A 25514-nucleotide genomic window follows, 5' to 3' on the forward strand; every position below is an offset into this window, starting at 1 on the left:
TCGCCCCGGGGGGGGCTTGCGGCGCGGGGGTTCGGCGGGGGCTCCGGGAGCCTTCCGCTCCCGGAGCGGGGGGTCCCGCTCAGTAGACGTCGCGTACGTACCGCTTCTCCGCCGCCAGCCGCTCGACGTACGCGGCGGCCCCCTCCTCGTCCAGCCCCCCGTGCACCACGGCGAGTTCGCGGAGCGCCCGGTCCACGTCCCCGGCCATCCGGGAGGCGTCGCCGCAGACCGAGAAGTACGCGCCGTCCTGGAGCCAGGACCAGAGCCGGCCGCCGTGCTCGCGCATCCGGTCCTGTACGTACACCTTGGCCCGCTGGTCGCGCGAGAAGGCGGTGTCCAGCCGGGTCAGGGTGGTGTCACGGCGCAGCGCGGCGAGTTCCTCCCGGTAGTAGAAGTCGGTGGCGCGCCGCTGCTCGCCGAAGAAGAGCCAGTTGGGCCCCCGGTGGCCCCGGGCCCGCCGCTCCTGGAGGAAGCCGAGGAACGGCGCCACCCCGGTACCGGGGCCGACCATCACCAGCGGGGCCGCGGGGTCGGCCGGCGGGCGGAAGTGCGGAGAGCGCCGTACCCGCACCGGTACGGGGGTACCGGGCGCCGCGTCCGCGAGGAACGCCGAGGCGACGCCTTGCCGCGGGCGGCCCTGACGGTTCTCGTACCGGATCACCGAGACCGTCAGCCGGACGAGACCCGGGTCGGCGAGCGGGCTGGACGCTATGGAGTACGGGCGGGGCCGCAGCCGCTTGAGGGTGGCCGCCCATTCCTCCGCCGTGGCCCGTACGGGGAACTCGGCCAGCACGTCGACACCCTGGCGCCCCCAGGCCCACTGGGCGAGTTCGCCCTTGTTGTCGGGGCGGAGGAGCTTGCCGAGGGTGCGGTCGCGGGTCCGGTCCAGGACGAGGCGGAGCAGGGCGGGGGTGACCGCCGCGATGTCGAGATGCCGGTGCAGGGCCTCCCCGAGCGCCACCGGGCCGAGGCCGGACAACGTGACGGGGGAGGCGGGGTCGAGCCCGGTGACGGCGAGCCATTCGGCCACGAGACCGGGGGAGTTGACGGGGTGCACGGCGAGCGCGTCCCCCGCCTCGTACCGGAGCGGGACGGGGCTGTCGGAGGCGTCGAAGGTGAACTCGCGCACCTCCTTGGCGGCCCCGGGGAGGCTGAGCAGACGGTTGCCGGTGAGACGGGCGGTGACGGGCGGGGGAGCGGCCGGGGGAGAGGCGGCCGAGGAGGATGCGGCCGAGGAGAGGGCGGGGGCCGGTACGGACCGTACGGACACCGGGGCACCGCCGGTACGGTCCGGGTCCGTACCGGCCGCCTCACCCGCCTCACCCGGCTCCTTCGGCGCTCCCGTTGCCTCCGCCGTTCCCGTTCCCGTTCCCGTTCCCGTTCCCGCTCCTGCTCCCGCTCCCTCTCCCGTCTCCGTACGCAGGGCCGCGCGTACGTGGTCGAGCCACTCGCCGGCGGGCCGCTCGTACTCCGGTTCGCAGTCGGCGCGCTCCACCAGGCGTACGGCGCCCAGTTCGCCCAGGCGGGCGTCGAGCCGTCGGCCGTGGCCGCAGAAGTCGTCGTACGACGAATCCCCGAGGGCGAGGACCGCGTACCGTACGCCCTCCAGCCGGGGCGCGCCGGGTCCGCTCAGCGTCTCCCAGAACCGGCTGCCGTTGTCGGGCGCCTCGCCGTCCCCGTATGTACTGGTCACCACCAGCAGGGCCGCGCCCTGCCCGACCGTGTCGGCCGCCGCTTCGGCCATGCTGAGCAGCCGCGTCCGGTGGCCCTCCTCGGTCAGCCGCCGGGCCACCAGGGCGGCGGCCTCCTCGGCGTTGCCGGTCTGGGAGGCCCACAGGACGACCACCTCACCCCCGGGAGCGCCGGCGGCGACCCGCGCTTCGGCCACTTCGGCCACCTCGGCGGCCCCGGCCCCCGCGACCGTACGGGAGTACATCCCGGCCAGCACCCCGTTGACCCACAGGGCGTGCGCCGGGGTGAACGGCGCGTGCACCGGCAGCACCGGCACCCCGCGCGCCTCCCGCACACCAGGACCCGCCCCCAGCCCCGTGAGGAACCCCGCCAGATAGCGGCGTTCCTCCGGACCGAGCACAGGCGGTGCCTCCGTACCGAACACCCCGGCCAGCGCGGCCACTTGACGGTCGTGACCGTCGTGGGCGTCGTGGCCGTCGCCGGAGGACGCACCCCCGGCCGCACCCTCCGCCCCCGCCGCGAGCCGCGTCAGCGACACCGCGCAGACCTTCAGCTCCGGCTGGAAGGAGATCGGGTCGACCGCGTCGTTGGTGACCGCGTTGACGCAGGTGTACTCCCCGAAGAGGTCGTTCCAGTGGAACGGGGCGAAGCAGCCGCCGGGCCGTACCCGCTCCGTCACCACCGCCGGCAGCACCGCGCGCCCGCGCCGCGAGGCCACCTCCACCGCGTCGCCCTCCGCGATGCCCAGGTCCCGTGCGTCGTCGGGGTGGATCTCCACGAAGGGGCCGGGGTCGAGCTTGTTGAGCTCGGCGACCTTCCCGGTCTTCGTCAGCGTGTGCCACTGGTGCGGCAGCCGGCCGGTGTTGAGGACGAACGGGAAGTCGTCGTCGGGGAGTTCGGCGGCCGGCAGATGCGGACGCGGATGGAAGACCGCCCGGCCGGAGGGGGTGGGGAAGGCGAGCCGGGGGCGGCTGCCGTCGGCCCCTACGGCGAGGCTCTGGCTGACGCCGTCGTTGAGGTAGCGGACCGGGTTGCGGTCGGGGCCGTCGGCGGTGGCGCTGGGCCACTGGACCGGGCCGCCGCGCAGCCGCTCGTAACTCACCCCGCGCAGGTCGTAGCCGGTCTTCGGGTTCCAGGCGCGCTTGATCTCCTCGAAGATCTCCTCGGCGCTGCCGTAGCCGAAGGCGTCCTCGTACCCCATCGCGCAGGCGACCCGCGCGATGATCAGCCAGTCCGGCCACGCCTCCCCCGGCGGCTCGACGGCCCGCCGGCTCAGGGTGAGGGTGCGCTCCGAGTTGACCTGGACGCCCTCGGACTCGGCCCAGAGGGCGGCGGGGAGCGCGATGTCCGCGTACGCGTTGGTCTCCGTCTCGGCGAAGACGTCCTGGGTGACGACGAACTCGGCGCGCTCCAGCCCCTCGATGACCGTCGCGCGGTGGGCGACGGAGGCGACCGGGTTGGTGCAGATGATCCAGCACGCCTTGATGTCGCCGTCGGCCATGCGCCGGAAGAGGTCCACCGTTCCCTCGCCGAAGCCGTCGGGCCGTATCGTTCCCGGCGGCACGCCCCACAACTCCTCGGTGAACGACCGCTCTTCCGCCACGAGCACCGAGCGCTGGCCCGGCAGCCCCGGCCCCATGTACCCCATCTCGCGGCCGCCCATCGCGTTGGGCTGGCCGGTGAGGGAGAACGGGCCGGCGCCGGGGCGGCAGATGGCGCCGGTCGCGAGATGGAGGTTGACCAGGGCGTTGGTGTTCCAGGTGCCGTGGGTGGACTGGTTGAGCCCCATCGTCCAGCAGCTCATCCAGGCGCCCGCGTCCCCGATCCACTCGGCGGCGCGGCGGATGTCGGCCTCCGGGATGCCGGTGATCTCCGCGACCTCGGCGGGCGGGTACGCGGCGAGGAAGGCGGGCATCTCCGCCCACCCCTCGGTGTGTTCGGCGATGAACTCCGGGTCCGTACGGCCGTTCTCCACCAGCAGGTGGAGGAGACCGTTGAGCAGGGCGAGATCGGTGCCCGGCCGGATCTGGAGGAAGAGACCGGCCTTGGCGGCGGTGGCGGTGCGCCGGGGGTCGACCACGATCAGCCTGGCGCCCGCCCTGACCCGCTCCATCATGCGGAGGAAGAGGACGGGGTGGCAGTCGGCCATGTTGGAGCCGGTGACCAGGAAGACATCCGCGTGCTCGAAGTCCTCGTACGAGCCGGGCGGGCCGTCCGCGCCGAGCGACAGCTTGTAGCCGCTGCCCGCACTCGCCATGCAGAGCCGGGAGTTGGACTCGACGCGGTTGGTGCGGAGGAAGCCCTTGGCGAGCTTGTTGGCGAGGTACTGGGCCTCCAGCGACATCTGCCCCGACACATAGAGGGCGATGGCGTCGGGCCCGTCCCGGTCGAGGATCGCGCGCAGCCGCCGCGCCGTCTCCGCCACGGCGGCCTCGGTCGGCGACGGTACGGGCGCCTCGCCGCGCTCCTCCCGTACGAGCGCGGTGGTCAGCCGGCCCGGGGCGGTGAGCAGGGCGGCGGAGGTCGCGCCCTTGGTGCAGAGCCGCCCCCGGTTGGCCGGGTGGGCCGGGTCGCCGGACGCCTTGAGGACGGTTCTCGCGCCATCGGGGCCCGCGCCGATGTCGAGGAGCATCCCGCAGCCGACACCGCAGTACGAGCAGACGGTCCGCATCCGGGTGGTGGTGGCGGTGGTGCCGGTGGGGTCGTCGTGGGGTCGTGCTGCGGTCACGGGCGGCCTCTCTCCGGGGCGCGACGGGGGCGCGGGGCGGGGGAGCCCCACGGTACGGAGCGCCCGTTACCCGCACGTCACATCGGGCGCGCGCGAGGGGTTACGCCTGTCACACAGCGGCCGGCGCGGCCCGGTGAGGAGCCGGAGCGAGCGGGAGCGAGCAGGGGAGTGCGGGGAGAGCGGGTGAGTGTGCGGGACAGGGGGCACCCGTCGCGGGTGGGGGCGCTCGCCGCCCGAGGGGTCACTCGCCGCCGTGGTCGCCGTACGCCGTCACCGACAGGAAGCGGATGGGGAGTTCGACCAGTTCTTGGGGGCCGTGCGGGCCCTCGCCGTCGAGCTGGAGCGCGTCACCGGCCCGCATCGTGTACTGGGCCTCGCCGTGGCCGTAGACCATGGTGCCTTCGAGCATGTAGAGCAGCTCGGTACCGGGGTGCTGGAAGAGCGGGAAGACCTCGCTGGACTCGGTGAGCGTGACGAGCACCGCCTCCATCCGCTTGTGCGGTCCGCGCAGCGCGCCGAGCAGCTCGTAGAGGTGGCCGACCCGGCTGCCGCGCCGGACGATCCGCGCGCCGTGCCCCGCCGGTACGTAGACCGCCTCGCGTTCGGCGTCCACGCCCCGGAACAGGGCGGTGACCGGGACGTCGAGGCCGGTCGCGAGGCGGCCGAGGGTGGTGAGACTGCACGAGGTCTGGGCGTTCTCGATCTTGGAGAGCATGGCCTTGGAGATGCCGACGCGGGCGGCCATCTCGGCCACGGACAGCCCCGCCGCGACGCGGTAGCGCCGCACCTGGCGGGCGATGCTCGCCTCCAGGTCCACCGGCTGCCGGGCGAGACCGGGGTCCATCTCGCGCTCCGGCAGACCGACAGCGCGCCGGTGGAGGTCGTCGAGGTCGTCATCGGTGGCCATGGCGGTCATTCTGCCCGACGCCCGGCGGCCGGATCAGGGCGGCTCAGGAGGGCGCCGCCGAGGTCAGGTCGCCCGCCGGGGAGCCCTCCTGGCCGCCCGCCGGGGCGCCCTCCCCGGCGGCGGGCACGGCCCCCGCCCGCGCGCCCTCCCCGGCCGTGGACGCCACCGCGCCGGCCGGGTGCGGTGCCTCGCGCGGCACGGCGCCCGTACCCGGCGCGCCGGTCAACTCGTAGGCGCTCTCGGCGTGCAGCCGGATGTCGAGTCCCTCCCGCTCCGTCTCCGGGGAGACCCGGATGCCCCCCATCACCTTGTCGAGCGCCTTGGCGATCAGCCAGGTGACGCCGAACGAGTACAGGAGCACGGCGAGGGCGCCGACGGTCTGCTCCCCGAGCAGGGCGAGCCCGCCGCCGTACAGCAGTCCGTCGCGGCCACTGGGCGCCTGCGCCGTACCGAGCACCCCGATGAGCACGGTGCCGACGACCCCGCCGACGAGGTGGACGCCGATGACGTCCAGCGAGTCGTCGAAGCCGAAGCGGTACTTCAGGCCGACGGCGAGGGCGCAGACCGCGCCGCCGATCGCGCCCAGGACGAGCGCCCCGACCGGGGAGACCGCCCCGCAGGAGGGGGTGATCGCGACGAGTCCGGCGATCGCGCCGGAGGCGCCGCCGAGGCTGGTGGCATGGCCGTCCCGGATCTTCTCGACGGCCAGCCAGGCCAGCAGCGCCGAACAGGTGGCGGCGAAGGTGTTGAGCACGACAACGGAGGCGGCGTTGCCCGCCGCGAGAGCGGAGCCACCGTTGAAGCCGAACCAGCCGAACCACAGGATGCCAGCGCCCAGCATCACGAACGGCAGGTTGTGCGGCCGGGACAGCCGGGCCGGCCAGCCGACGCGTCTGCCGAGGACGAGCACCAGGGCGAGCGCGGCGGCCCCCGCGTTGATGTGGACGGCGGTGCCGCCCGCGAAGTCGACGGCGTGCAGTTTGTTGACGATCCAGCCGCCGACCACGCCCTTGCCGTCGAACGCGAACACCCAGTGCGCGACCGGCAGATAGACCAGGGTGACCCAGACGCCGGAGAACACCATCCAGGCCCGGAACTTCATCCGGTCCGCGATCGCCCCGCAGATCAGCGCGGTGGTCAGCGCCGCGAAGAGCGCCTGGAACGCGGCGAAGACGGCGGCGGGGATCACGGCGTGCGGATCGTCCGCGATGACGCCCTTCATCCCCAGGTACTCGCCGACGTCGCCGAGCAGGCCCGCGCCGCCGAGGGAGTTGCCGAAGACGGCCGAGTATCCGTAGAGGATCCAGATACAGCCGACGACGGCGACCGAGCCGAACGTCATCATGATCATGTTCAGCACACTCTTGGCGGTGACCATGCCACCGTAGAAGAGGGCCAGTCCGGGGACCATCAGGCTGACGGCGGCGGTGCTGGCGAGGATCCAGGCGGTGCTTCCAGAGTCCATCGGTGCTCCGTGAGGGGAGAGAGGGGAGGCGGCGACCGGCACCCTCGGCTCAGGAGAGTGCCCTGACGAGTGCCCGGACGAGCGCCCTGAGGCGTGTCATGAGAGGAATCGCCATATCGCGAGAGTGAACTCAAGGGGCGTTACGGTGGTACGCGGCTGTGCGTTAACGCCTGGTTTCCGACTGAATGGGTACGTGCTGAAGCCCTCGGCGCAGCGCGAAGCGCGGGTGCGCCCGCGCCTCACCGAGGGCCAGATCGGCGGCCATCGCGCCGATCAGCGGCGCGAACTTGGCGCCGTGGCCCGAGCAGGGCGAGACCACCACGACCGGTCCGACCCGGTCCAGCACGAAATCCTCGTCCGGCGTGGTCGTGTAGAGACAGGTCGACTCGGCGACCGGACGCGGATCGAGGCCCGGCAGCGACCGGGCCACCCACCGCGCGACCGTCGCGCGGGAGACGGGGTCCACGACACCGCTGCGCGCGGTGGCGCTCGTCGGGGTGCCGTCGTTGTGCTGGGCGACCTTCACGGCGGGCACCGGACCGCCGTCCGCGCCCGACGGCAGGCCGAAGAGCTGGAGGGCGTCCTTGGCCACCAGGACCGGCCAGGCCGCGCCGGGGTCGCGCTGCGCGAAGTGGAAGACCTGCTGCTGCGTGACGGTCAGCGGCGGCAGCCCCAGCCCGCCGCCCCCGCCGCCGCTGTCGCCCCCGCCACCGCCGGGTACCCCGATCTCCGGCGCCAGCTCCGGCAGCCACGCGCCCGCCGCGACCACCACGGCGTCCGCGACGATCTCCGCCTCCTCCCGCCCCGCACCCCGCACCTTGCCCGCGCCCTCCCGCTCGGCCTCCCCCTCGCCGATACGGACCGCCGCGCGCCCGTCGCCCCGGGCCGCGATCCCCCGTACCCGCGTCCCGGTGAGGACCTCCGCGCCGAGCGCGGCGGCGCGCCGGACGCTCGCAGCGACGGCCGCGTCCGCGTCGATCACCCCCGCCCGCGGGTGGTACAGCGCGGGTCCGTCGAAGTGGATGAACGGCCACCGCTCCGCCGCCTCCCACGCGCCCAGCAGCGCACACTCCACCCCGGCCGCGCCCAGCACCGCCGCCAGCCCCGCCGGGTCGCGCTCCGCCCCCAGATCGAGGCCGCCGGTGGTGCGCAGCAGGGCCGTGCCCGTATCGTCCTCCAGCTCGCGCCAGCGGGCCTCGGCCCGGCCGGTCAGCTCCACGTAGAACGGATCGGCGTAGGCGCGCCGGAAGATCCGGGAGGTGCCGTGCGAACTGCCCCGCCGGTGGCCGATCCCGTACGCCTCGATCAGCGTCACCCCGTGGCCCCGCCGGGCGAGCTGCCAGGCCGTGGCGGCGCCCATCAGTCCCGCGCCGACCACCACGACCTCGGTCCGGCGGGTCACAGCCCCGCTCCCGGGATCCACGCGGTGCCCGCCAGCGGTACCCGGGCCATGGCGGCGGACTCGACGGTCAGGGCGACCAGGTCCTCCGGTTCGAGGTGGTGCAGATGGGCCTTGCCGCAGGCGCGGGCGAGGGTCTGCGCCTCCAGGGTGAGGACCCGCAGGTAGTTGGCGAGGCGCCGGCCGCCCTCCACCGGGTCGAGCCGGGCCGCGAGTACGGGGTCCTGGGTGGTGATACCGGCCGGGTCGCGGCCGTCCTGGAAATCGTCGTAGCGGCCGGCCGCCGAGCCGAGAGCCCGGTACTCGGCGTCGTACGCGGGACTGTTGTCGCCCAGCGCGATCAGCGCGGCGGTGCCGATCGCCACCGCGTCCGCGCCCAGCGCGATCGCCTTGGCGACATCGGCGCCGGTCCGGACGCCGCCGGAGACGACGAGCTGCACCTCACGGTGGACGCCCAGCTCCTGGAGGGCGCGGACGGCCTGGGGGAGGGCGGCCAGGGTGGGGATCCCGACGTGCTCGATGAACACGTCCTGGGTGGCGGCCGTGCCGCCCTGCATCCCGTCGACCACCACCACGTCCGCACCGGCCTGCACGGCCAGCTTCACGTCGTAGTACGTCCGGGTGGCGCCGACCTTGACGTACACCGGCTTCTCCCAGTCGGTGATCTCCCGCAGTTCGAGGATCTTGATGGCGAGGTCGTCGGGCCCGGTCCAGTCCGGATGGCGGCACGCGCTGCGCTGGTCGACACCGACCGGCAGGGTGCGCATCCCGGCCACCCGGTCCGTGATCTTCTGCCCGAGCAGCATGCCCCCGCCGCCCGGTTTGGCGCCCTGTCCGAGGACCACCTCGATGGCGTCGGCGGAGCGCAGGTCGTCGGGGTTCATGCCGTAACGGGACGGCAGGTACTGGTAGACGAGGCGTTTGGACTGGCCGCGCTCCTCGGGCGTCATGCCCCCGTCCCCCGTGGTGGTCGAGGTCCCGGCCGCGTCGGCGCCTCGGCCCAGCGCCTCCTTGGCGTTGGCGGAGAGCGCGCCGAAGCTCATCCCGGCGATGGTGACGGGGATGTCGAGGCGGAGCGGGTGCTTGGCGTGGCGGGTGCCGAGCACGACGTCGGTGCCGCAGCTCTCGCGGTAACCCTCCAGCGGGTAGCGGGACATGCTCGCGCCGAGGAAGAGCAGATCGTCGAAGTGCGGCAGCCGCCGCTTGGCGCCCCAGCCGCGGATGTCGTAGACGCCGGTGGCGGCGGCCCGCTGGATGGCGTGGATGGCGGCGCGGTCGAACGTGGCGGACTCCCGCAGGCCGAGGGCCGACAGGTCGTCGTTCATGGTGTCCTCCGGACGGGGTGAGGGTGGTACGCGTACGGGTGCGGAAGCGGGGACGGGGGGCGGCCGCACGGGAACAGGTGGTCGGGAACAGGTGGTCGGGAACAGGTGGTCGGGAACGGGTGGTCGGGAAGGGGGGACGACCGGAGACGGGTCAGTAGGCGCCGGCGTTGTCCACCCGGAAGTGGTACAGCTCGCGGGCCGACCCGTACCTGCGGAACGCGGCCGGGTCCTCGTCCAGACCGGCCGCTTTCAGCAACTCGGCCAGCTCCAGGAGGTGTTCGTCCCGTACCGGCTTCTCGACGCAGTCGGCGCCCAGCGACCTGACCGTGCCCTTGACGTAGATCCTGGCCTCGTAGAGCGAGTCCCCGAGCCCGTCGCCCGCGTCGCCGCAGACGACCAGGCGCCCGGCCTGCCCCATGAAGGCGCTCATGTGGCCGACGCTGCCGCCCACCACGATGTCCACGCCCTTCATGGAGATCCCGCAGCGCGCCGCCGCGTCCCCCTCGACGACCAGCAGCCCGCCGTGGGCGGTGGCCCCGGCGGACTGGGAGGCGCTGCCCCGTACCCGGACCGTGCCGGACATCATGTTCTCGGCCACGCCCACCCCGGCGTTGCCGTGCACGGTCACGCTCGCGCGCTGGTTCATGCCCGCGCAGTAGTAGCCGGCGTGGCCCTCGATGTCGACGGTCATCTCCTGGCCGATGCCACAGGCGACGTTGTGCGCGCCGCGCGGCTCCAGCACCCGCCAGCGCGCGGCGGCGCCGGGCGCGTGGAGTGCCTGGTTCAGTGCGCGGACGGAGGAGACGGACAGGTCCACGACGGTGGCCGGGGCCGGCCCGGGGCCGGCCCGGCCGGGGGCGCGGGTGGTCGCGTGGGCCGGGGCGCGGGTGGGGTCCGGCGCGTCCGGGACGGTTCCGGTCAGCGCTGCCATACGTACACCTCTTCCGGTTCGGGTTCGAAGATGCGGGCGGACGCGACACCGGGCAGTACGGACAGCGCCCGGTACTCCGAGGCCATCGCCACCCACTCGGGGGTCTCGGCGATCAGCGCGGGCTTGCAGGCGATGGCGTCGCGGACGACGGCGAAGGAGTCGCCGGTGGCGACGAGCAGGGTGTAGAAGCCGTCGAAGCGCTCGCACAGCAGGCGCAGCGCCTTCTCCAGCTCCACGCCCTGGGCGAGCTGGTGCGCGACGAACCGGGCGCCGACCTCCGAGTCGTTGTCGCTGTCGAAGACGACGCCCTGGGCGCGCAGTTCACGGCGGATCGTGGCGTGGTTGGCGAACGAGCCGTTGTGCACGAGGCACTGGTCGGGCCCGACGGAGAACGGATGGGCCCCCTCGGCCGTCACGGCGGACTCGGTGGCCATCCGGGTGTGCCCGACGCCCTGCCACCCCCGCACCCGCGCGAGGCGGAAGGAGGCGGCCAGCGCGTCCGGGTGGCCGGTGCCCTTCAGCACGGCGACGTCCGTGCCCGAGCCGATGACCCGGGCCCCCGGAAGCGCCGCGCCGACGGCGGCGGTCAGCGCGTCGGCGCCCACCGGCGCGTGGACGACGGTGGTGGCGTCGGCGGCGATCGCCACGGCCCCCGGGACCCGCCCGCGCAGGGCCGCCTCGACGGCGCGCGGATCGTCCCCGGCGTCGAGCAGCGAGACCGTGGCCCGGCCGGGCGGGGTCAGCTCCGGGTCGCCGTAGACCGCGACGCCCGCCGAGTCGGGGCCGCGCTCGACGACCTGGCCGAGCATGGCGGTGAGCAGTTCGCCGAGCCGGGGATGGAGGGCGGGCTCCCGCAGATGGAGCCCGACGATTCCGCACATGGGTTCCTGTCTCCTTGTCCGTGGAAGTGCTTCGGGGATGCCGATGGATGGGGCCGGAAAGCGGTGGGGCCGGAAAGCGGCGAGGCCGCAACGGTGTGGGGCCAGAACGGGGTGGGGTCAGAACGCCGTGAGATAGCGGTCCACCTCCCAGGGGCCGACCGTGCCGTGCCAGGTGAAGAACTCCTCGCGCTTGGCCTCCCCGAAGTACGCGGCGACCCCCGGCCCGGCGCCACGTCCAGCGCCCCGCTGACCACCGGGTCGCCGGCCAGCGCCTCCACCGCGTGCAGCAGCGTCGGCGGCAGTTCGGGCCGCAGGGCGGTGGCCCGCGCGTCACCGGGCTCGCCCGGGTCGAGGGAGCGCTCGATGCCGTCGAGACCGGCGGCCAGCGCCGCCGCCGCGGCGAGATAGGGGTTGGCGGAGCCGTCGCCGCCGCGCAGCTCCACGCGGTGCTCGTCCGGGACGCGCAGGAAGTGCGTACGGTCGTTGCCGCCGTAACCCGCCCTGCGCGGTGACCAGGTGGCGCCGGAACGGGTCGAGACGGCGCCGGTCCGCTTGTACGAGTTGACGGTCGGCGCGAGAACGGCCTGGAGCGCGCCGGCGTGTTCCAGGAGGCCGCCGATGAACGCGTAGGCGAGCGGCGAGAGTCCGAGCCCGCGCGGGTCGGCGGCGTCCGGGAAGGCCGGTTCGGCGCCGCGCCAGAGCGAGAGGTGCAGATGCATCCCGCTGCCGGTCCGGTCGGTGAAGGGTTTCGGCATGAACGTCGCGGTCATGTCGCGCTGTTCGGCGAGTACGGAGATCAGGTACCGCGCGGTGATGACCCGGTCGGCGGTGGTCAGGGCGTCGGCGTAGGCGAAGTTCTGCTCGAACTGGCCGTTGCCGTCCTCGTGGTCGTTGGCGTAGTTGCCCCAGCCCAGCGCGTTCATGGCGGTGGACACGGCGGTCAGGTGCTCGTACATCCGGGTCAGCCCCCGCGCGTCGTAACAGGGCCGCGCCGCCGTGTCGCCCGGGTCGGCGACGGACAGCGCGCCGTCCGCGTCGCGCCGTACCAGGAAGTACTCGATCTCCGCGCCGACGGCGAGCGACAGCCCCCGCTCTGCGGCCCGCCGCAGCAGACCGCGCAGGATGACGCGCGGGGCGTACGGCCACGGCTCCCCGTTGACGTACGGGTCGCAGTGGACCAGGGCGAGTCCGGGACGTACGAACGGCAGCGGCGTGTACGAGGAGACGTCGGGGCGGGCGACGACGTCCGGGTCGCTGGGGCGCTGGCCGAGCAGCCCGGCGGCGTACCCGGCGAACCCCACGCCGTTGTCGCGGAGTTCCTCGACGGCCTCGACGGGGACGAGCTTGGCGCAGGGCTTGCCGGCCAGATCGACGAAGACGGCCAGGAGGAACCTGACACCGTCCCCGCGGGCCAGCTCGGCGAGGTCCGCCGGCTCCGGGGCGGGCGCGGCATCGGACGGCACGGGGGTGGCCGGGGCCTGGACGGGTGGAGCGACCGGGGCGAGGGCCGCGAGCGGGGCGGCGGCGGTGTCAATCGGCATGAGCACTCCCGACATGATGTTTCATGGCGTGAATCGACGTTGCCCCGTAGTAGACAGTCCTCGCGTTGCGGCCCCGTTTCGGCGGGGGCAGCGTCCTGTTACGCGCGCGGCCCTCCGGTTCGCGGCCTGGGGCGGTGCCGGAGGGCTCGCCTATGCTGGGCGCCGGACACGGGAAGGGGGGCGGGATGCGTTACGTCATCATCGGGGCCGGGGCGGTCGGCGGCAGTATCGGCGGCCGGCTCGCCGAGGCCGGCCAGGAGGTGGTCCTGGTCGCCCGGGGCGCGCACCACGCGGCGCTGAGCGCGGGCGGCCTGCGGCTGACCACACCGGACGGCACCCGGACACACCGGCTGCCGGTGGCCGAGGGGCCCGAGGACATCGAGCTGCGCCCGGACGACGTACTGCTGCTCGCGGTGAAGACCCAGGACTCCACGGCGGCCCTGGACGCCTGGTCGGCCCGGCCGGTCGCGGGCGGCTCCGGCGCCACGGCGGGCGAGGCGCTGCCGCTGGTCTGCGCGCAGAACGGGGTGGAGAGCGAGCGGCTCGCGCTGCGCCGGTTCCGCCAGGTGTACGGGATGTGCGTATGGCTGCCGGCGACCTATGCCGAACCGGGCGCGGTGAGCGCCGGAGGCGTCCCGTACACCGGCATGCTCCACCTCGGCCGCTACCCCTCCGGCACGGACGCCACGGCGGAGGCGATCGGAGCCGGGCTCACCACGGACCGGCTGCTCGCCCCGGTGGTGGCGGATGTGATGCGCTGGAAGTACGCCAAGCTGCTGGCCAACCTGACCAACGCGGTCGAGGCCGTCGCGGGGCCGATCGGCGAGGCGACCTGGGAGCTGGTCCGCCGCGCCACGGCGGAGGGCGCGGCCGTGCTCGAAGCGGCGGGCATCCCCTATGTGAGCCCGGAGGAGCAGGCCGAGACACGGGCCGACCACATCACCTTCCCCGAGGCCAACGGGTTCCCGCGCGGGCGCGGTTCGTCCTGGCAGAGCCTCAGCCGGGGGACGGGCACGATCGAAGCGGACTACCTGAACGGCGAGATCACCCTGCTGGGCCGCCTCCACGGGATCCCCACCCCGGTCAACGCCACACTCCAGCAAACGGCCAACCTCTTCGCCCGCGAACGCCGCACGGCGGGCTCGATGAGCGTGGCCGACCTGACGGCACTGGTGGACACGGCCGCCGCTGCCGCCGGCTGAACGCCCCTCCCCGCCGGCCCCCGCCGCCTACGCGTGGCCCGCCAGCAGCCCCAGGGGCGGTACGGGGGCCTCGGCCGCCTGGTCGTAGCGGCGCAGGAGGAGCGCGGCGACCTCGGGGGACGGGCCCAGCACCTCGGCGAGCACGTCCGCGCCCGCCTCCCGGGCCCCCGCCGCGATGCGGTCGGGGAGGCGGCCGGGGGCGATGACGTACGGGGCCACCGCCACCCGCCGGACGCCGGCCGCCCGTAGTTCCCGTACCGCGTCCTCGGTACGGGGCAGGGATGCGGAGGCGAACGCAGGCCGCACGGCGCACCAACCGGTGTGCCGCCACTCCCGCGCGATTTCAGCGATCACTGCGATCGCCTCCGGGTCGGAGGAGCCCGCCGAGGCCAGGACGACCCCGGTCGAGCGCTTGTCGGCGGGCGTCAGCCCCGCCTCGTACAGCCGCCGCTCCAGCGCCGCGCCCAGCAGCGGTGAAGGGCCGAGCACCGCCGCCTGCCGGATCCGCAGGGCGGGATGGCGTCCGGTCGCCGCGCGGAGCACCCCGGGGATGTCCGTCTTGGCGTGGAAGGCCCGGGTCAGCAGCAGCGGCTGTGCCACCACGTCCCGTACGCCCTGCCGCGCGAGGCGGTCCAGCACGCTCGCCACGGACGGCGAGTCGAACTCCAGGAAGCCCGTCTCCACCCGTACCCCGGGACGCAGCGAGCGCAGCCGCCGGGCGAGGGCGTGCACGGTCGCCGCGTGACGCGGATCGCGGCTGCCGTGCGCGACGACCAGCAGCACCGGGCGTACCGGCGCGCCGGGGCGGGCGGGCCCGGCGGAGTGCTCGGCGGCGGACCCGGCGCGGCGGGGGAGGACGACGCGGCGCACCGGCATCAGCCCTTCACCAGCAGGCCGCGCCCGCGCAGCACCCGCCGCTCCAGCGGGCTGAAGATCAGCAGATCGATGGCGATGCCCACGATCAGGATCAGGAAGATCGCCAGGAAGACCATCGGCATGGAGCCGACCGTACGGCCGTTCTCCAGCAACTGCCCGAGACCCACCCCGAGATCGGGCGAGGAGGCGATGATCTCCGCGGCCATCAGCGAGCGCCACGAGAACGCCCACCCCTGCTTCAGCCCCGCCAGATAGCCGGGCAGCGCGGCCGGCATGACGATGTGCCAGGTGCCCCGCAGCCCCGTCGCGCCCAGCGTGCGCCCGGCGCGCAGGAAGAGCGGCGGCACCTGGTCGACCCCGGAGACCAGCCCGTTGGCGATCGACGGCACCGCGCCGAGCAGGATCACCGCGTACATCATCGAGTCGTTCAGGCCGAGCCAGATGACGGCCGGCGGCACCCACGCCACCGACGGCAGCGACTGGAGCCCGGAGAGGATCGGGCCGATCGCCGCCCGTACCACCTTCACCCGGGAGACCAGCAGCCCCAGCGGGGTGCCGATGACCAGCGCCAGCAGGAAGCCCAGCAGACCGCGCGAGACGCTGGTCCAGATATAGCCGAGCAGGGTGCCCTGCACCCACGCCTCGGCGACCTCGTCCCACACCGCGCCCGGCGAGGGCAGCTTGTAGCCGTCGGTCACCTTGGCCCACACCAGCACCTGCCACACCGCCAGCACCAGCGCGACGGCGATCACCGGCGGCAGCACCTTGCCCACGAGGGTCTGGCGCAGCGGCGTCCGGCCGGTCGTGGCGGTCGTCTCCAGCGCGTCGAGCCCGGCCTCCAGACCGGCCAGATCGCCGTGCCCCTCGGACGGCGATCCCGAAGCCGATCCCGATCCCGAAGCCGATCCCGATCCCGATCCGGACGCAGATCCGGACGCCGATCCCGATCCGGACGCCGATCCCGATCCGGACGCCGGTGCCGACGACCCCTTCGTGGTCGTGGTCGCGGCTGCGGCTGCGGTCCCGGAACCCGGCGCGGTCCCGGGCGTCGCAGACGCCTCCGGCGCCCCGGACGCCCCGCCCGTCACGGCGCCCGTCCCGCCCCCGGAGCCCCGCGCACCCTCCGCGCCCTCCGACTGCTGCTCCCGCGTCGTCTCAGTGCTGGCCATGGCGGCGGATCTCCCCACGCAGTTCTTCGGTGATCTCGACGGACAGCTCCGCGACCGCGGTGTCCTCGATACGGCGCGGCTGCGGGATGTCCACCCGCCACTCGCGGGCCACCCGGCCGGGGCGCGAGGAGAGCAGGATCACCCGCTGGGCGAGCCGTACCGCCTCCCGTACGTTGTGCGTGACGAAGAGCACCGACAGGTCGGTCTCCCGCCAGATCCGGGTCAGCTCGTCGTGCAGCACATCCCGGGTGATCGCGTCCAGCGCCGCGAACGGCTCGTCCATCAGCAGCAGTTGGCTGTCCTGGGCGAGCGCGCGGGCCAGCGCGACCCGCTGCCGCATCCCGCCGGAGAGCTCGTGCACCCGCTTCCCGTACGCCCCGTCCAGCCGGACCAGGCCGAGCAGCCGCTCCGCCTCGCCGCGCCGCTCCTGCTTGGGTACGCCGCGCAGCCGCAGCGCGAGTTCGATGTTCTTGCCCGCCGTCAGCCACGGGAACAGCGCATGCTCCTGGAACATCAGCGCGGGCCGGCCGCCGGGCGTCGCGATCTCCCCGGCGGACGGCTTGTCGAGCCCGGCGACCAGGTTGAGCAGCGTGGACTTGCCGCACCCCGAGGCCCCCAGGAGGGTGACGAACTCACCTGGCGCGACATCGAGCGTGATGTCGTCCAGGACGAGCTGCCGTCCCGCGGGCGTCTCGAAGGACTTCGAGACGTGCGCGATACGGGCGGCGTGGTCCACCGCCGGGGTGGCCTGGGCGGCCTCGGCGGCCTTGGCGAGAGTGGATGCCACGGTCGTCACCTCCTGGGAACGGTGCGGGTGCGGTGGTCGGTACGGCGTTTCGTGCGGTGGCGGTGGTGCGGTCTGTTCGCTGGACACGGCGCGAGGCACGAGGCACGGAGTGCGCCGTACGGGGCGCGCGATACGTGGGACACGAGGGGACCCGGATACGGCGGGGTACGTACGGCCTACTCCGCCCCCAGCCCCGCGTCCGCGACCTCGCTCTTCCCCTCCGCCTTCAGCACCTTGTTGAGGGGCGCCACGTCGTAGATCCCGGCCAGGTCCGGCTTCTTCAGCAGCCCGGCCTTGACCGCGTGATCCGCCTCCGAGCGGAGCGTCGCCGCCAGCGGGTCGTCGGTGATCTTGATGGACTTCCATGCCGGGTCCAGGACATCGGCGGGCAGCGCCTTGCCGGAGAGCTTCTTCAGCGCCTCGTTCGCCGTCGCCTTCGCCTCGGCGTCATGCGCGTGGATCCACTCGTTCGTCTTCACCGAGCCGCGCAGGAACGCCTCGACGACATCCGGGTGCTCCTTCAGGAACTTCTGCGACACGATGATGTTCGTGATCACGAACTGCCGGCCGGGCCAGAGCGTCGACTCGTCCAGGATCTCCTTGGCGCCCTCGGCGACCAGCTTCGACGCCGTCGGCTCCGGCACCCACGCCCCGTCGATCGAGCCGGACTTGTAGAGGTCGGGGGTGGTCTTGTTGTCCGTACGGATGACGGACACATCGCCCTTGCCGGACTGCGCGTCGACCTTCCACCCCTGGTCGGAGATCCAGTTGAGGAACGCCACGTCCTGCGTGTTGCCGAGCTGCGGGGTGGCGATCTTCTTGCCCTTGACGTCCGCCAGGCTCTTGATCTTCGCCGGGTTCACCACCAGCTTCACCCCGCCCGACGCGGAGCCGCCGATGATCCGGAGTCCCTTGCCGCCGGTCTGGGTGTAGCCGTTGATGGCGGGGGAGGGGCCGATGTACCCGATGTCGATGGAGCCCGCGTTGAGCGCCTCGATCTCGGAGGGCCCCGCGTTGAAGGTGGTCGCGGTGAGCTTCGTACCGCCCAGCTCCTGCTGGAAGATGCCCTTCTCGGTGCCGACCAGCGCGGTGGCGTGGGTCAGGTTCGGGAAGTACCCCAGGCGCACCGTGTCCGCCGAGAGCGCCTTGCCGGTGGGGGCGGCGCTCGACTCCTTCGAGGAGTCGGCGGCGGAACCGTAACCGCAGGAGGTGAGCACGACGGCGAGCAGCGGCAGGGCGGCCAGGGCGGCGAGCCGGCGGCGCGGGGCGGTGCGGGAGGCAGACACGGGAGGGGTTCCTCTCGTTGGCCCGGTGCTCGCGCCCTGTTACGGATACGGGGGCGCGGCCGGGAGTTCGGCAGATCTTCGATGAGACGCGTGGTACGGGTGGAGCTGGCGGTACGGGCGGGGTCCTACGGCCCGTACGGACCCGGGGACCTCAAGGGCGCGCATGCGGTGCGCGTACGTCATCACGCACATCGCGCCACCCCGCCCGTACCCGCGCCGAGCGCACCGCTGCCCACCCGGCCGCCCTCCTTGGCGAAGGTCGCGTAGACGTCCGCGAAGGAGGCGTACACGAGCACCCCCACCCGTACCCCCGCCATCAGAAGTCCCAGCCCCCGTCGTCGGCCGCCCCGGCGGCCCCGGCCGGAGCCTGCGCCCCCGCGCCCGTACCGTCCGCGAACGCCGCCCCCGCCATCCCGGCGCTCAGCGTCGTCCCGTCGGCCGGGTCGATCAGCAGAAACGATCCGGTACGCCGCGAGTCCGCGTACGCGTCCAGCGCCAGCGGCTCGGCCGTGCGGACCACGACCCGGCCGATGTCGTTGGCGACGAGCCGCCCCGGCGCCCGGTGCTGCGAGAGGTCGTCCAGCGTCAGCCGGGACGGGATCTCCTTCACGATCGCCTTGACCGTACGGGTGGTGTGCTTCAGCAGCACCCGCTGGCCCACCCCGAGCGGCTGGTCGGCCACATGGCAGACGGTCGCCTCGACATCCCGGGTGGTGGCGGGCGCGTCACCGGACGGCACGATCAGATCGCCCCGCGAGATGTCGATGTCGTCCGCCAGCAGCAGCGTCACCGACTGCGGCGTCCAGGCGACGTCCACCGGCTCGCCCAGCAGATCGATCCCGGCGACCTTCGACGTACGGCCCGACGGCAGTACGGTCACCTCCTCGCCGACCCGGAAGGTGCCCGCCGCGATCTGCCCCGCGTACCCCCGGTAGTCCGGGTGCTCCGCGCTCTGCGGCCGGATCACGTACTGCACCGGGAAACGGGCGTGGCAGCCGGTCAGGTCATGGCTGACCGGGACGGTCTCCAGGTGCTCCAGCACCGTCGGGCCGCCGTACCAGTCCATGTGCGCGGACGGCTCCACGACATTGTCCCCGGCCAGTGCCGAGATCGGGATGGCCGTGATCTCGGGTACGCCCAGCGAGGCCGCGTACGCCGTGAACTCCTCCGCGATCTTCGCGAAGACCGGCTCCGCGTACTCCACCAGGTCCATCTTGTTGACGGCGAGCACCACATGCGGGACGCGCAGCAGCGCGGCGACCGCCGCGTGCCGGCGGGTCTGCTCGACCACCCCGTTCCGCGCGTCGACCAGCACCACGGCCAGCTCGGCGGTGGAGGCGCCGGTCACCATGTTCCGGGTGTACTGCACATGGCCCGGGGTGTCCGCGAGGATGAACCGCCGCCGGGGCGTGGCGAAGTAGCGGTAGGCGACATCGATGGTGATGCCCTGCTCCCGCTCCGCGCGCAGCCCGTCGGTGAGCAGCGCCAGGTCGGGCGCCTCCTGGCCGCGGCCGAGCGAGACCCGCTCCACGGCCTCCAGCTGGTCGGTCAGCACCGACTTGGAGTCGTGCAGCAGCCGCCCCACCAGGGTGGACTTGCCGTCGTCGACGGAGCCCGCGGTGGCGAAGCGCAGCAGGGTGGTGGCCGCGAGCGGCCCGTCGGCGGTCCCCGCGTGCGGGGTCGGTGTGGTCGTCATCGCTAGAAGTACCCCTCGCGCTTGCGGTCTTCCATGGCGGCCTCGGACATCTTGTCGTCGGCGCGGGTCGCGCCGCGCTCGGTCAGCCGGGAGGCGGCGATCTCGGTGATCACCGCGTCCAGCGTGGTGGCGCCGGAGTCGACGGCGCCGGTGCAGGACATGTCGCCCACCGTGCGGTAGCGCACCTGGCGCGTCTCGACGGGCTCGGACTCCTTGGGGCCGCCCCACTCCCCGGCGGTCAGCCACATCCCGTTACGGCTGAACACCTCGCGCTCGTGGGCGAAGTAGATCTCCGGCAGCTCGATCCCCTCCCGGGCGATGTACTGCCAGACGTCCAGCTCGGTCCAGTTGGAGAGCGGGAAGACCCGGACATGCTCGCCGGGCGCGTGCCGCCCGTTGTAGAGCTGCCAGAGCTCGGGGCGCTGGCGGCGCGGGTCCCACTGCGAGAACTCGTCGCGCAGCGAGAACACCCGCTCCTTGGCGCGCGCCTTCTCCTCGTCGCGCCGCCCGCCGCCGAAGACCGCGTCGAACCGCTCGGCCTGGATCTTCTCCGTGAGCGGCACGGTCTGGAGCGGGTTGCGGGTGCCGTCAGGACGCTCGCGCAGCTTCCCGGCGTCGATGTACTCCTGTACGGAGGCCACATGCAGCCGCAGCCCGTGCCGGGCGACGGTGCGGTCGCGGTACGCCAGCACCTCCGGGAAGTTGTGCCCGGTGTCCACATGCAGCAGCGCGAACGGCACCGCGGCGGGCGCGAACGCCTTCAGCGCCAGATGCAGCATGACGATGGAGTCCTTGCCGCCGGAGAAGAGGATCACCGGCCGCTCGAACTCGCCCGCGACCTCGCGGAAGATGTGCACCGCCTCGGACTCCAGCGAGTCCAGGTGGCTCAGCGCGTACGGGGCGTCCGTGCCCTCGGTGACGGCGGCGACGGTGGTGGTCACGCGAGACCCCTCTCGGTGAGCAGCGCGTGGAGCGCGGCGGCGGACTCCTCGACGGACTGCTGGTGCGACTCGATCCGCAGGTCCGGCGCCTCGGGGGCCTCGTAGGGGTCGTCCACCCCGGTCAGCCCGGTCAGCTCGCCGGCCGCCTGCTTGGCGTACAGGCCCTTCACATCGCGTACGGAGCACACCTCGACCGGCGTCGCGACATGCACCTCCAGATATCTGGTGCCCTCGCCCTCGTGCCGCTTGCGCACGGCCTCCCGGCTCTCCGCGTACGGGGCGATCACCGGGACCAGCGCCTTGACGCCGTTGGCCGCGAGGAGTTCGGCGACGAAGCCGATGCGCTGCACGTTGGTGTGGCGGTCGGCGCGGCTGAAGCCGAGGCCCGCGGAGAGGAACTCCCGGATCTCGTCGCCGTCCAGCACCTCCACCCGGTGGCCCTCGCCGCGCAGCCGCCCGGCGAGCGCGGTGGCGATGGTGGTCTTGCCGGCGCTGGGCAGCCCGGTGAGCCAGACCGTGGCCCCCCGCTCGACAGCACCCCGTCCCACGCCGCTCTCCTCCGTCGCGCTCAAACGTTCCTCCACTCCTTCTCCCCGCTGGCCAGTGCCCTGCTCGATGGTCATCAGTGCAACCCGCATTCGGTCTTGGCCCGCCCCGCCCAGCGCCCCGCCCGCGCGTCCTCGCCGGCCAGCACCCGGCGGGTGCAGGGGGCGCAGCCGACGGAGGCGTACCCGTCCATCAGCAGCGGGTTGGTGAGCACGCCGTGCTCGGTCACGTACGCGTCCACGTCCTCCTGCGTCCACCGCGCGATCGGCGAGACCTTCACCTTGCGGCGCTTCTCGTCCCACCCCACGACCGGCGTGCCGGCCCGCGTCGGGGACTCGTCCCTGCGCAGCCCGGTCGCCCAGGCGTCGTACCCGGTCAGCCCGTCCTGGAGCAGCCCGACCTTGCGGAGGGCGCAGCAGAGGTCCGGGTCGCGGTCGTGGAGCCGGGGACCGTACTCGGCGTCCTGCTCGGCGACGCTCTGCCGGGGGGTGAGCGTGATGACGTTGACGTCCATGACCGCGTCGACGGCGTCCCGGGTCCCTATGGTCTCGGGGAAGTGGTAGCCGGTGTCGAGGAAGACCACGTCGACGCCGGGCCGTACCCGGGAGGCGAGATGGGCCACCACCGCGTCCTCCATGGAGGAGGTCACACAGAACCGCTCGCCGAAGTTCTCCACCGCCCAGCTCAGGATCTCCAGCGCGGAGGCGTCCTCCAGCTCCCGCCCGGCCGCCTCGGCAAGTCCCTTGAGCCGCTCGACTTCCGCTTCCGCGTTCTCCGTCCGAACCGTCGTCATGCCGTCTCTCCCCTTCCGTCACCACGCGTCAGCCCCCGGGCGAGGAGCCCGAGGAACTTCAACTGGAAGGCTCGATTGCATGCCCCGCATTCCCAGGCGCCATGGCCCTGTTCGCCGGGGCGCAGGTCCTCGTCGCCGCAGTAGGGGCAGTGGAAGGGGGCCGCGCGCTCGCTCATGACAGGGCCTCCTCGGTGGCCCGGGCGACCCAGGTGGCGAAGCGCTCGCCGTCCTCGCGCTCCTTGGCGTACCGCCCGAGGACCCGCTCGACATAGTCGGGCAGCTCCTGGGAGGTGACCTTGAGCCCGCGCACCTTGCGCCCGAACCCGGCCTCCAGCCCGAGCGCGCCGCCCAGATGCACCTGGAAACCTTCCACCTGGTGACCGTCCGCATCCATGATCAACTGCCCCTTGAGACCGATGTCCGCGGTCTGGATGCGGGCGCAGGCGTTGGGGCAGCCGTTGATGTTGATGGTGATCGGCTCGTCGAAGTCCGGGATACGGCGCTCCAGCTCGTCGATGAGCGTGGCGCCGCGCTCCTTCGTCTCGACGATGGCGAGCTTGCAGAACTCGATGCCGGTGCAGGCCATGGTGGAACGCCGGAACGGCGAGGGCCGCACCGGCAGGTCCAGCGCCTCCAGGCCGGCGACCAGGGAGTCCACCTGGTCCTCGGCGACGTCGAGGACGATCATCTTCTGCTCGGCGGTGGTACGGAGCCGACCCGAGCCGTGTGCCTCGGCGAGCGCGGCGATCTCGACCAGCTTCGTACCGTCGACCCGCCCGACGCGCGGCGCGAACCCGACGTAGAAGCGCCCGTCGCGCTGACGGTGCACCCCGACGTGGTCACGCCACCGCTCGACGGGCTGCTCGGGGGCGGGCCCGTCGATCAGCTTCCGCTCCAGGTACTCGTCCTCCAGGATCTGGCGGAACTTGGCGGCGCCCCAGTCGGCGAGCAGGAACTTCAGCCGGGCGCGCGTACGGAGCCGCCGGTACCCGTAGTCACGGAAAATAGAAATGACCCCGGTATAGACATCGGGCACCTCCCCCAACGGCACCCAGGCCCCGAGCCGCTGCCCGATCTTGGGATTGGTGGAGAGCCCGCCGCCCACCCAGACGTCGAAGCCGGGCCCGTGCTCGGGGTGGTTCACCCCGACGAACGCGATGTCGTTGATCTCGTGCGCCACATCCAACGACGGCGACCCGGAGACAGCCGACTTGAACTTACGAGGCAGGTTCGAAAACTCAGGATTGCCGACGATACGCCGCTGGATCTCGTCGATGGCGGGCGTACCGTCGATGATCTCGTCCTCGGCGATCCCGGCAACCGGCGACCCGAGGATCACCCGAGGCGTATCTCCGCAGGCCTCGGTGGTGGACAGCCCGACGGCTTCGAGCCGCCGCCAGATCTCCGGGACGTCCTCGATCCGGATCCAGTGGTACTGGATGTTCTGCCGGTCGGTGATGTCGGCGGTCCCCCGGGCGAACTCCCGCGAGATCTCCCCGACGACCCGCAACTGCTCAGTGGTGAGCCGCCCCCCGTCGATCCGCACCCGCAGCATGAAATACTCGTCGTCCAGCTCCTCAGGCTCCAGCACGGCGGTCTTCCCGCCGTCGATCCCGGGCCGACGCTGGGTGTAAAGACCCCACCAGCGCATCCGCCCCCGCAGATCGTTCGGGTCGATCGAGTCGAACCCGGCCTTGGAGTAGATCGTCTCGATGCGTGTCCGCACATTGAGACCGTCGTCGTCCTTCTTGAACTGCTCATTGCCGTTGAGCGGAGTGAAGTGACCCCGAGCCCACTGCCCCTCGCCGCGGTGACGGCTCACCTTGCGGCGGGGCGTGGCGGGGGACGGCTGTTCCGGGGAGGCGGCCATGGCGGTTACGTCCATTCAGACATGCGTGAGGGCGGCTCTGAGCAGCACACTCACACGAGGGGCACGGTGGTGCGCGGCAGAGGGGAGCGATCAGTGGAGAACGGCGGGTGCTGGGGCTCTCAGCTCGCCGGACAGATGGCGCTGGACATGCGGCAGAGATCGACGTGCCGCCGACTCACCAAGGCAATTCCAGAGCAGGACATGACGGAAGCGTGGCACGGAGATCTCAGGCCAGTCCACTGTTATCCAGTATGTGGACTATAACGTACCACTATGCAAGACAGTGTGTCGTCTGTCACGGCCTGTCGGGGTTTAACCCCTGATCCGGCCGACCAATCGCCGGCCGCGCCCCCATGATCGTCAAGCGCAACCACGCAGCCCCTTCGGCGCCGAATCGAACGCGAGGACGGAGGTAGGCGATCGCGCATCCCCCATCCCACCCCACCCCTCACCACGAGTACGGTCGTACCGGCCCGCGACGCTCGCTCGCCCTCTGGTCCGCACGTGGGGCCGTTGGTGCGGCCAGGGGGGCCGCCACGGAGAGGGCGAGGCGAGATGGGGGAGGTGTTATGTCCTATATGCCGGAATCGCTGAAGATTGCTAGAACCCCCCTTTGTGCCTAGCAAAGCCCCAGACCAACCAGGCTGCTCCCCGCACGCGCGGGGGTGTCCCCAACGACCTCGTACGGTCCGGCGCCGCGGTCGACTGCTCCCCGCATACGCGGGGGTGCCCCTTTCGGAAGTTCATCCCGGGCGGGGCGATGCAGCCGCTCCCCGCGCCCGCGAGGGTGTCCCCGTGGCGGTCTTCCCGAACGGGACGATCACCGCCCGCTCCCCGTGCACGCGGGGGTGTCCCCGGGGAGAACTCGATCTCGACGGTCACCGAGGACCGCTCCCCGCGCACGCGGGGGTGTCCCCGAGAAGTACGGCACCTCGCCCAAGCGCAAGGACCGCTCCCCGCGCACGCGGGGTTGGCCCTCGCATTCGGGGCAAGGGAGATGGTGATGCCCCACGTGCGCGGGGAATGGCCTGGCTCTTGGGCGGCCAGTGCTGTGCCCAGGTAATTGCCGGGGGCCATCGTGGCGTGCCAGGGGCTTCAGTGCGGCTCCGGCGGTCTCGGGCGCCGTTGGCGGTGAAGCTTGCCCAGGGCTGCGAACTGGCGTTGTTCGTATGGGGTTCCCGGGCGTAGAGATGTACCGGATGCTTGCCAGGTGAGGCCGGACGGGCGGATCAGGTGGACCAGGGGGCCGGAGAAAGCGACGATCCGGGCGATCATGTCCTGGCGTCTATCGAACACGATCATTCCGATGCGCAGCCGGTTCCGGGCGTACTCCGGGGGCTGTGGCGGCATGTCACGTCTCCCTCTCTATAGACGGCTCGCGGCGATCGCTATGGCGGTGATCCAGAGGGCGGCGCAGAGCGTCACGGCAATCGCCTGTCGCACGGTCAGGGGTTCTCCTGCTCTGGCTGCTCCGGAGTC

General features: G+C 72.9%; 21 protein-coding genes. 1 reads left to right on the forward strand and 20 read right to left on the reverse strand.

Going from position 1 to position 25514, the window contains the following annotated elements; translation table 11 throughout:
* Positions 1-79: 79 nt before the first annotated feature.
* The 8 genes from AB0O07_RS01880 to glnT all read right to left on the reverse strand — a co-directional run bounded on the left by AB0O07_RS01880 (position 80) and on the right by glnT (position 12869).
* Positions 80-4363, reverse strand: coding sequence for a molybdopterin-dependent oxidoreductase (locus AB0O07_RS01880; protein ID WP_365627891.1), 4284 nt, complete (start codon positions 4361-4363; stop codon positions 80-82).
* Positions 4364-4661: 298 nt separating this feature from the next.
* Entirely contained in the window at positions 4662-5264 is a 603-nt protein-coding gene (locus tag AB0O07_RS01885; RefSeq protein ID WP_365627894.1) for an XRE family transcriptional regulator, read from the reverse strand.
* Between the two features lie 106 nt (positions 5265-5370).
* Positions 5371-6792 (reverse strand): ammonium transporter, encoded by a 1422-nt coding sequence (locus tag AB0O07_RS01890; RefSeq protein ID WP_365625289.1) that lies wholly within the window; start codon positions 6790-6792, stop codon positions 5371-5373.
* A 163-nt stretch (positions 6793-6955) separates the two neighbouring features.
* Positions 6956-8194 (reverse strand): FAD-dependent oxidoreductase, encoded by a 1239-nt coding sequence (locus AB0O07_RS01895; protein ID WP_365625292.1) that lies wholly within the window; start codon positions 8192-8194, stop codon positions 6956-6958.
* Positions 8191-9516 (reverse strand): FMN-binding glutamate synthase family protein, encoded by a 1326-nt coding sequence (locus AB0O07_RS01900; RefSeq protein WP_365625295.1) that lies wholly within the window; start codon positions 9514-9516, stop codon positions 8191-8193. The genes AB0O07_RS01895 and AB0O07_RS01900 overlap by 4 nt, the downstream gene beginning before the upstream one ends.
* A 151-nt stretch (positions 9517-9667) precedes the next feature.
* Positions 9668-10447, reverse strand: coding sequence for a glutamate synthase (locus tag AB0O07_RS01905; protein WP_365625298.1), 780 nt, complete (start codon positions 10445-10447; stop codon positions 9668-9670).
* On the reverse strand, positions 10435-11304 hold the full coding sequence (locus tag AB0O07_RS01910; protein WP_365627897.1) for a glutamine amidotransferase: 870 nt from the start codon (positions 11302-11304) through the stop codon (positions 10435-10437). The genes AB0O07_RS01905 and AB0O07_RS01910 overlap by 13 nt, the downstream gene beginning before the upstream one ends.
* Positions 11187-12869 carry a type III glutamate--ammonia ligase gene (glnT, locus tag AB0O07_RS01915; protein ID WP_365625301.1) on the reverse strand — a complete coding sequence of 561 codons (1683 nt, stop codon included), beginning with the start codon at positions 12867-12869 and terminating at the stop codon, positions 11187-11189. Before glnT ends, AB0O07_RS01910 begins: the two co-directional genes overlap by 118 nt.
* Before the next feature lie 185 nt (positions 12870-13054).
* On the opposite strand from glnT, the gene AB0O07_RS01920 reads away from it, so the two are divergent.
* Complete coding sequence (locus AB0O07_RS01920) at positions 13055-14071, forward strand: 2-dehydropantoate 2-reductase N-terminal domain-containing protein (RefSeq protein WP_365625304.1); 1017 nt, start codon at positions 13055-13057, stop codon at positions 14069-14071.
* A gap of 27 nt (positions 14072-14098) precedes the next feature.
* Here the strand turns inward: AB0O07_RS01920 and AB0O07_RS01925 are convergent, their stop codons facing one another.
* From AB0O07_RS01925 to AB0O07_RS01980, 12 genes are all read right to left on the reverse strand, one after another.
* Complete coding sequence (locus AB0O07_RS01925; RefSeq protein WP_365625307.1) at positions 14099-14947, reverse strand: sirohydrochlorin chelatase; 849 nt, start codon at positions 14945-14947, stop codon at positions 14099-14101.
* Positions 14947-15798 carry an ABC transporter permease gene (locus AB0O07_RS01930; RefSeq protein WP_365627900.1) on the reverse strand — a complete coding sequence of 284 codons (852 nt, stop codon included), beginning with the start codon at positions 15796-15798 and terminating at the stop codon, positions 14947-14949. Before AB0O07_RS01930 ends, AB0O07_RS01925 begins: the two co-directional genes overlap by 1 nt.
* Positions 15799-16102: 304 nt before the next feature.
* Entirely contained in the window at positions 16103-16903 is an 801-nt protein-coding gene (locus AB0O07_RS01935) for an ABC transporter ATP-binding protein (protein WP_365625310.1), read from the reverse strand.
* 176 nt (positions 16904-17079) lie between these two features.
* Positions 17080-18189, reverse strand: a complete 1110-nt coding sequence (locus AB0O07_RS01940; RefSeq protein WP_365625313.1) for an aliphatic sulfonate ABC transporter substrate-binding protein — start codon at positions 18187-18189, stop codon at positions 17080-17082.
* A gap of 182 nt (positions 18190-18371) precedes the next feature.
* On the reverse strand, positions 18372-18506 hold the full coding sequence (locus AB0O07_RS01945) for a hypothetical protein (protein WP_365625316.1): 135 nt from the start codon (positions 18504-18506) through the stop codon (positions 18372-18374).
* Entirely contained in the window at positions 18506-19885 is a 1380-nt protein-coding gene (locus tag AB0O07_RS01950) for a GTP-binding protein (protein ID WP_365625319.1), read from the reverse strand. Before AB0O07_RS01950 ends, AB0O07_RS01945 begins: the two co-directional genes overlap by 1 nt.
* 2 nt (positions 19886-19887) lie before the next feature.
* Positions 19888-20826, reverse strand: coding sequence for a sulfate adenylyltransferase subunit CysD (gene cysD, locus AB0O07_RS01955; RefSeq protein ID WP_365625322.1), 939 nt, complete (start codon positions 20824-20826; stop codon positions 19888-19890).
* Positions 20823-21464: an adenylyl-sulfate kinase gene (gene cysC / locus AB0O07_RS01960; protein ID WP_365625325.1), complete on the reverse strand. Its 642-nt coding sequence runs from the start codon at positions 21462-21464 to the stop codon at positions 20823-20825. Before cysC ends, cysD begins: the two co-directional genes overlap by 4 nt.
* Positions 21449-22165, reverse strand: coding sequence for a phosphoadenylyl-sulfate reductase (locus tag AB0O07_RS01965; RefSeq protein WP_365625328.1), 717 nt, complete (start codon positions 22163-22165; stop codon positions 21449-21451). The genes cysC and AB0O07_RS01965 overlap by 16 nt, the downstream gene beginning before the upstream one ends.
* A complete protein-coding gene (locus tag AB0O07_RS01970; protein WP_365625331.1) occupies positions 22162-22341 on the reverse strand; it encodes a hypothetical protein in 180 nt (59 codons plus the stop codon). The genes AB0O07_RS01965 and AB0O07_RS01970 overlap by 4 nt, the downstream gene beginning before the upstream one ends.
* Positions 22338-24035 (reverse strand): nitrite/sulfite reductase, encoded by a 1698-nt coding sequence (locus AB0O07_RS01975; protein WP_365627903.1) that lies wholly within the window; start codon positions 24033-24035, stop codon positions 22338-22340. The genes AB0O07_RS01970 and AB0O07_RS01975 overlap by 4 nt, the downstream gene beginning before the upstream one ends.
* Positions 24036-24154: 119 nt before the next feature.
* On the reverse strand, positions 24155-24238 hold the full coding sequence (locus AB0O07_RS01980) for a putative leader peptide (RefSeq protein ID WP_365627905.1): 84 nt from the start codon (positions 24236-24238) through the stop codon (positions 24155-24157).
* Positions 24239-25514: the final 1276 nt, after the last annotated feature.

Source organism: Streptomyces sp. NPDC093085, from assembly GCF_040683935.1.
GTDB lineage: Bacteria > Actinomycetota > Actinomycetes > Streptomycetales > Streptomycetaceae > Streptomyces.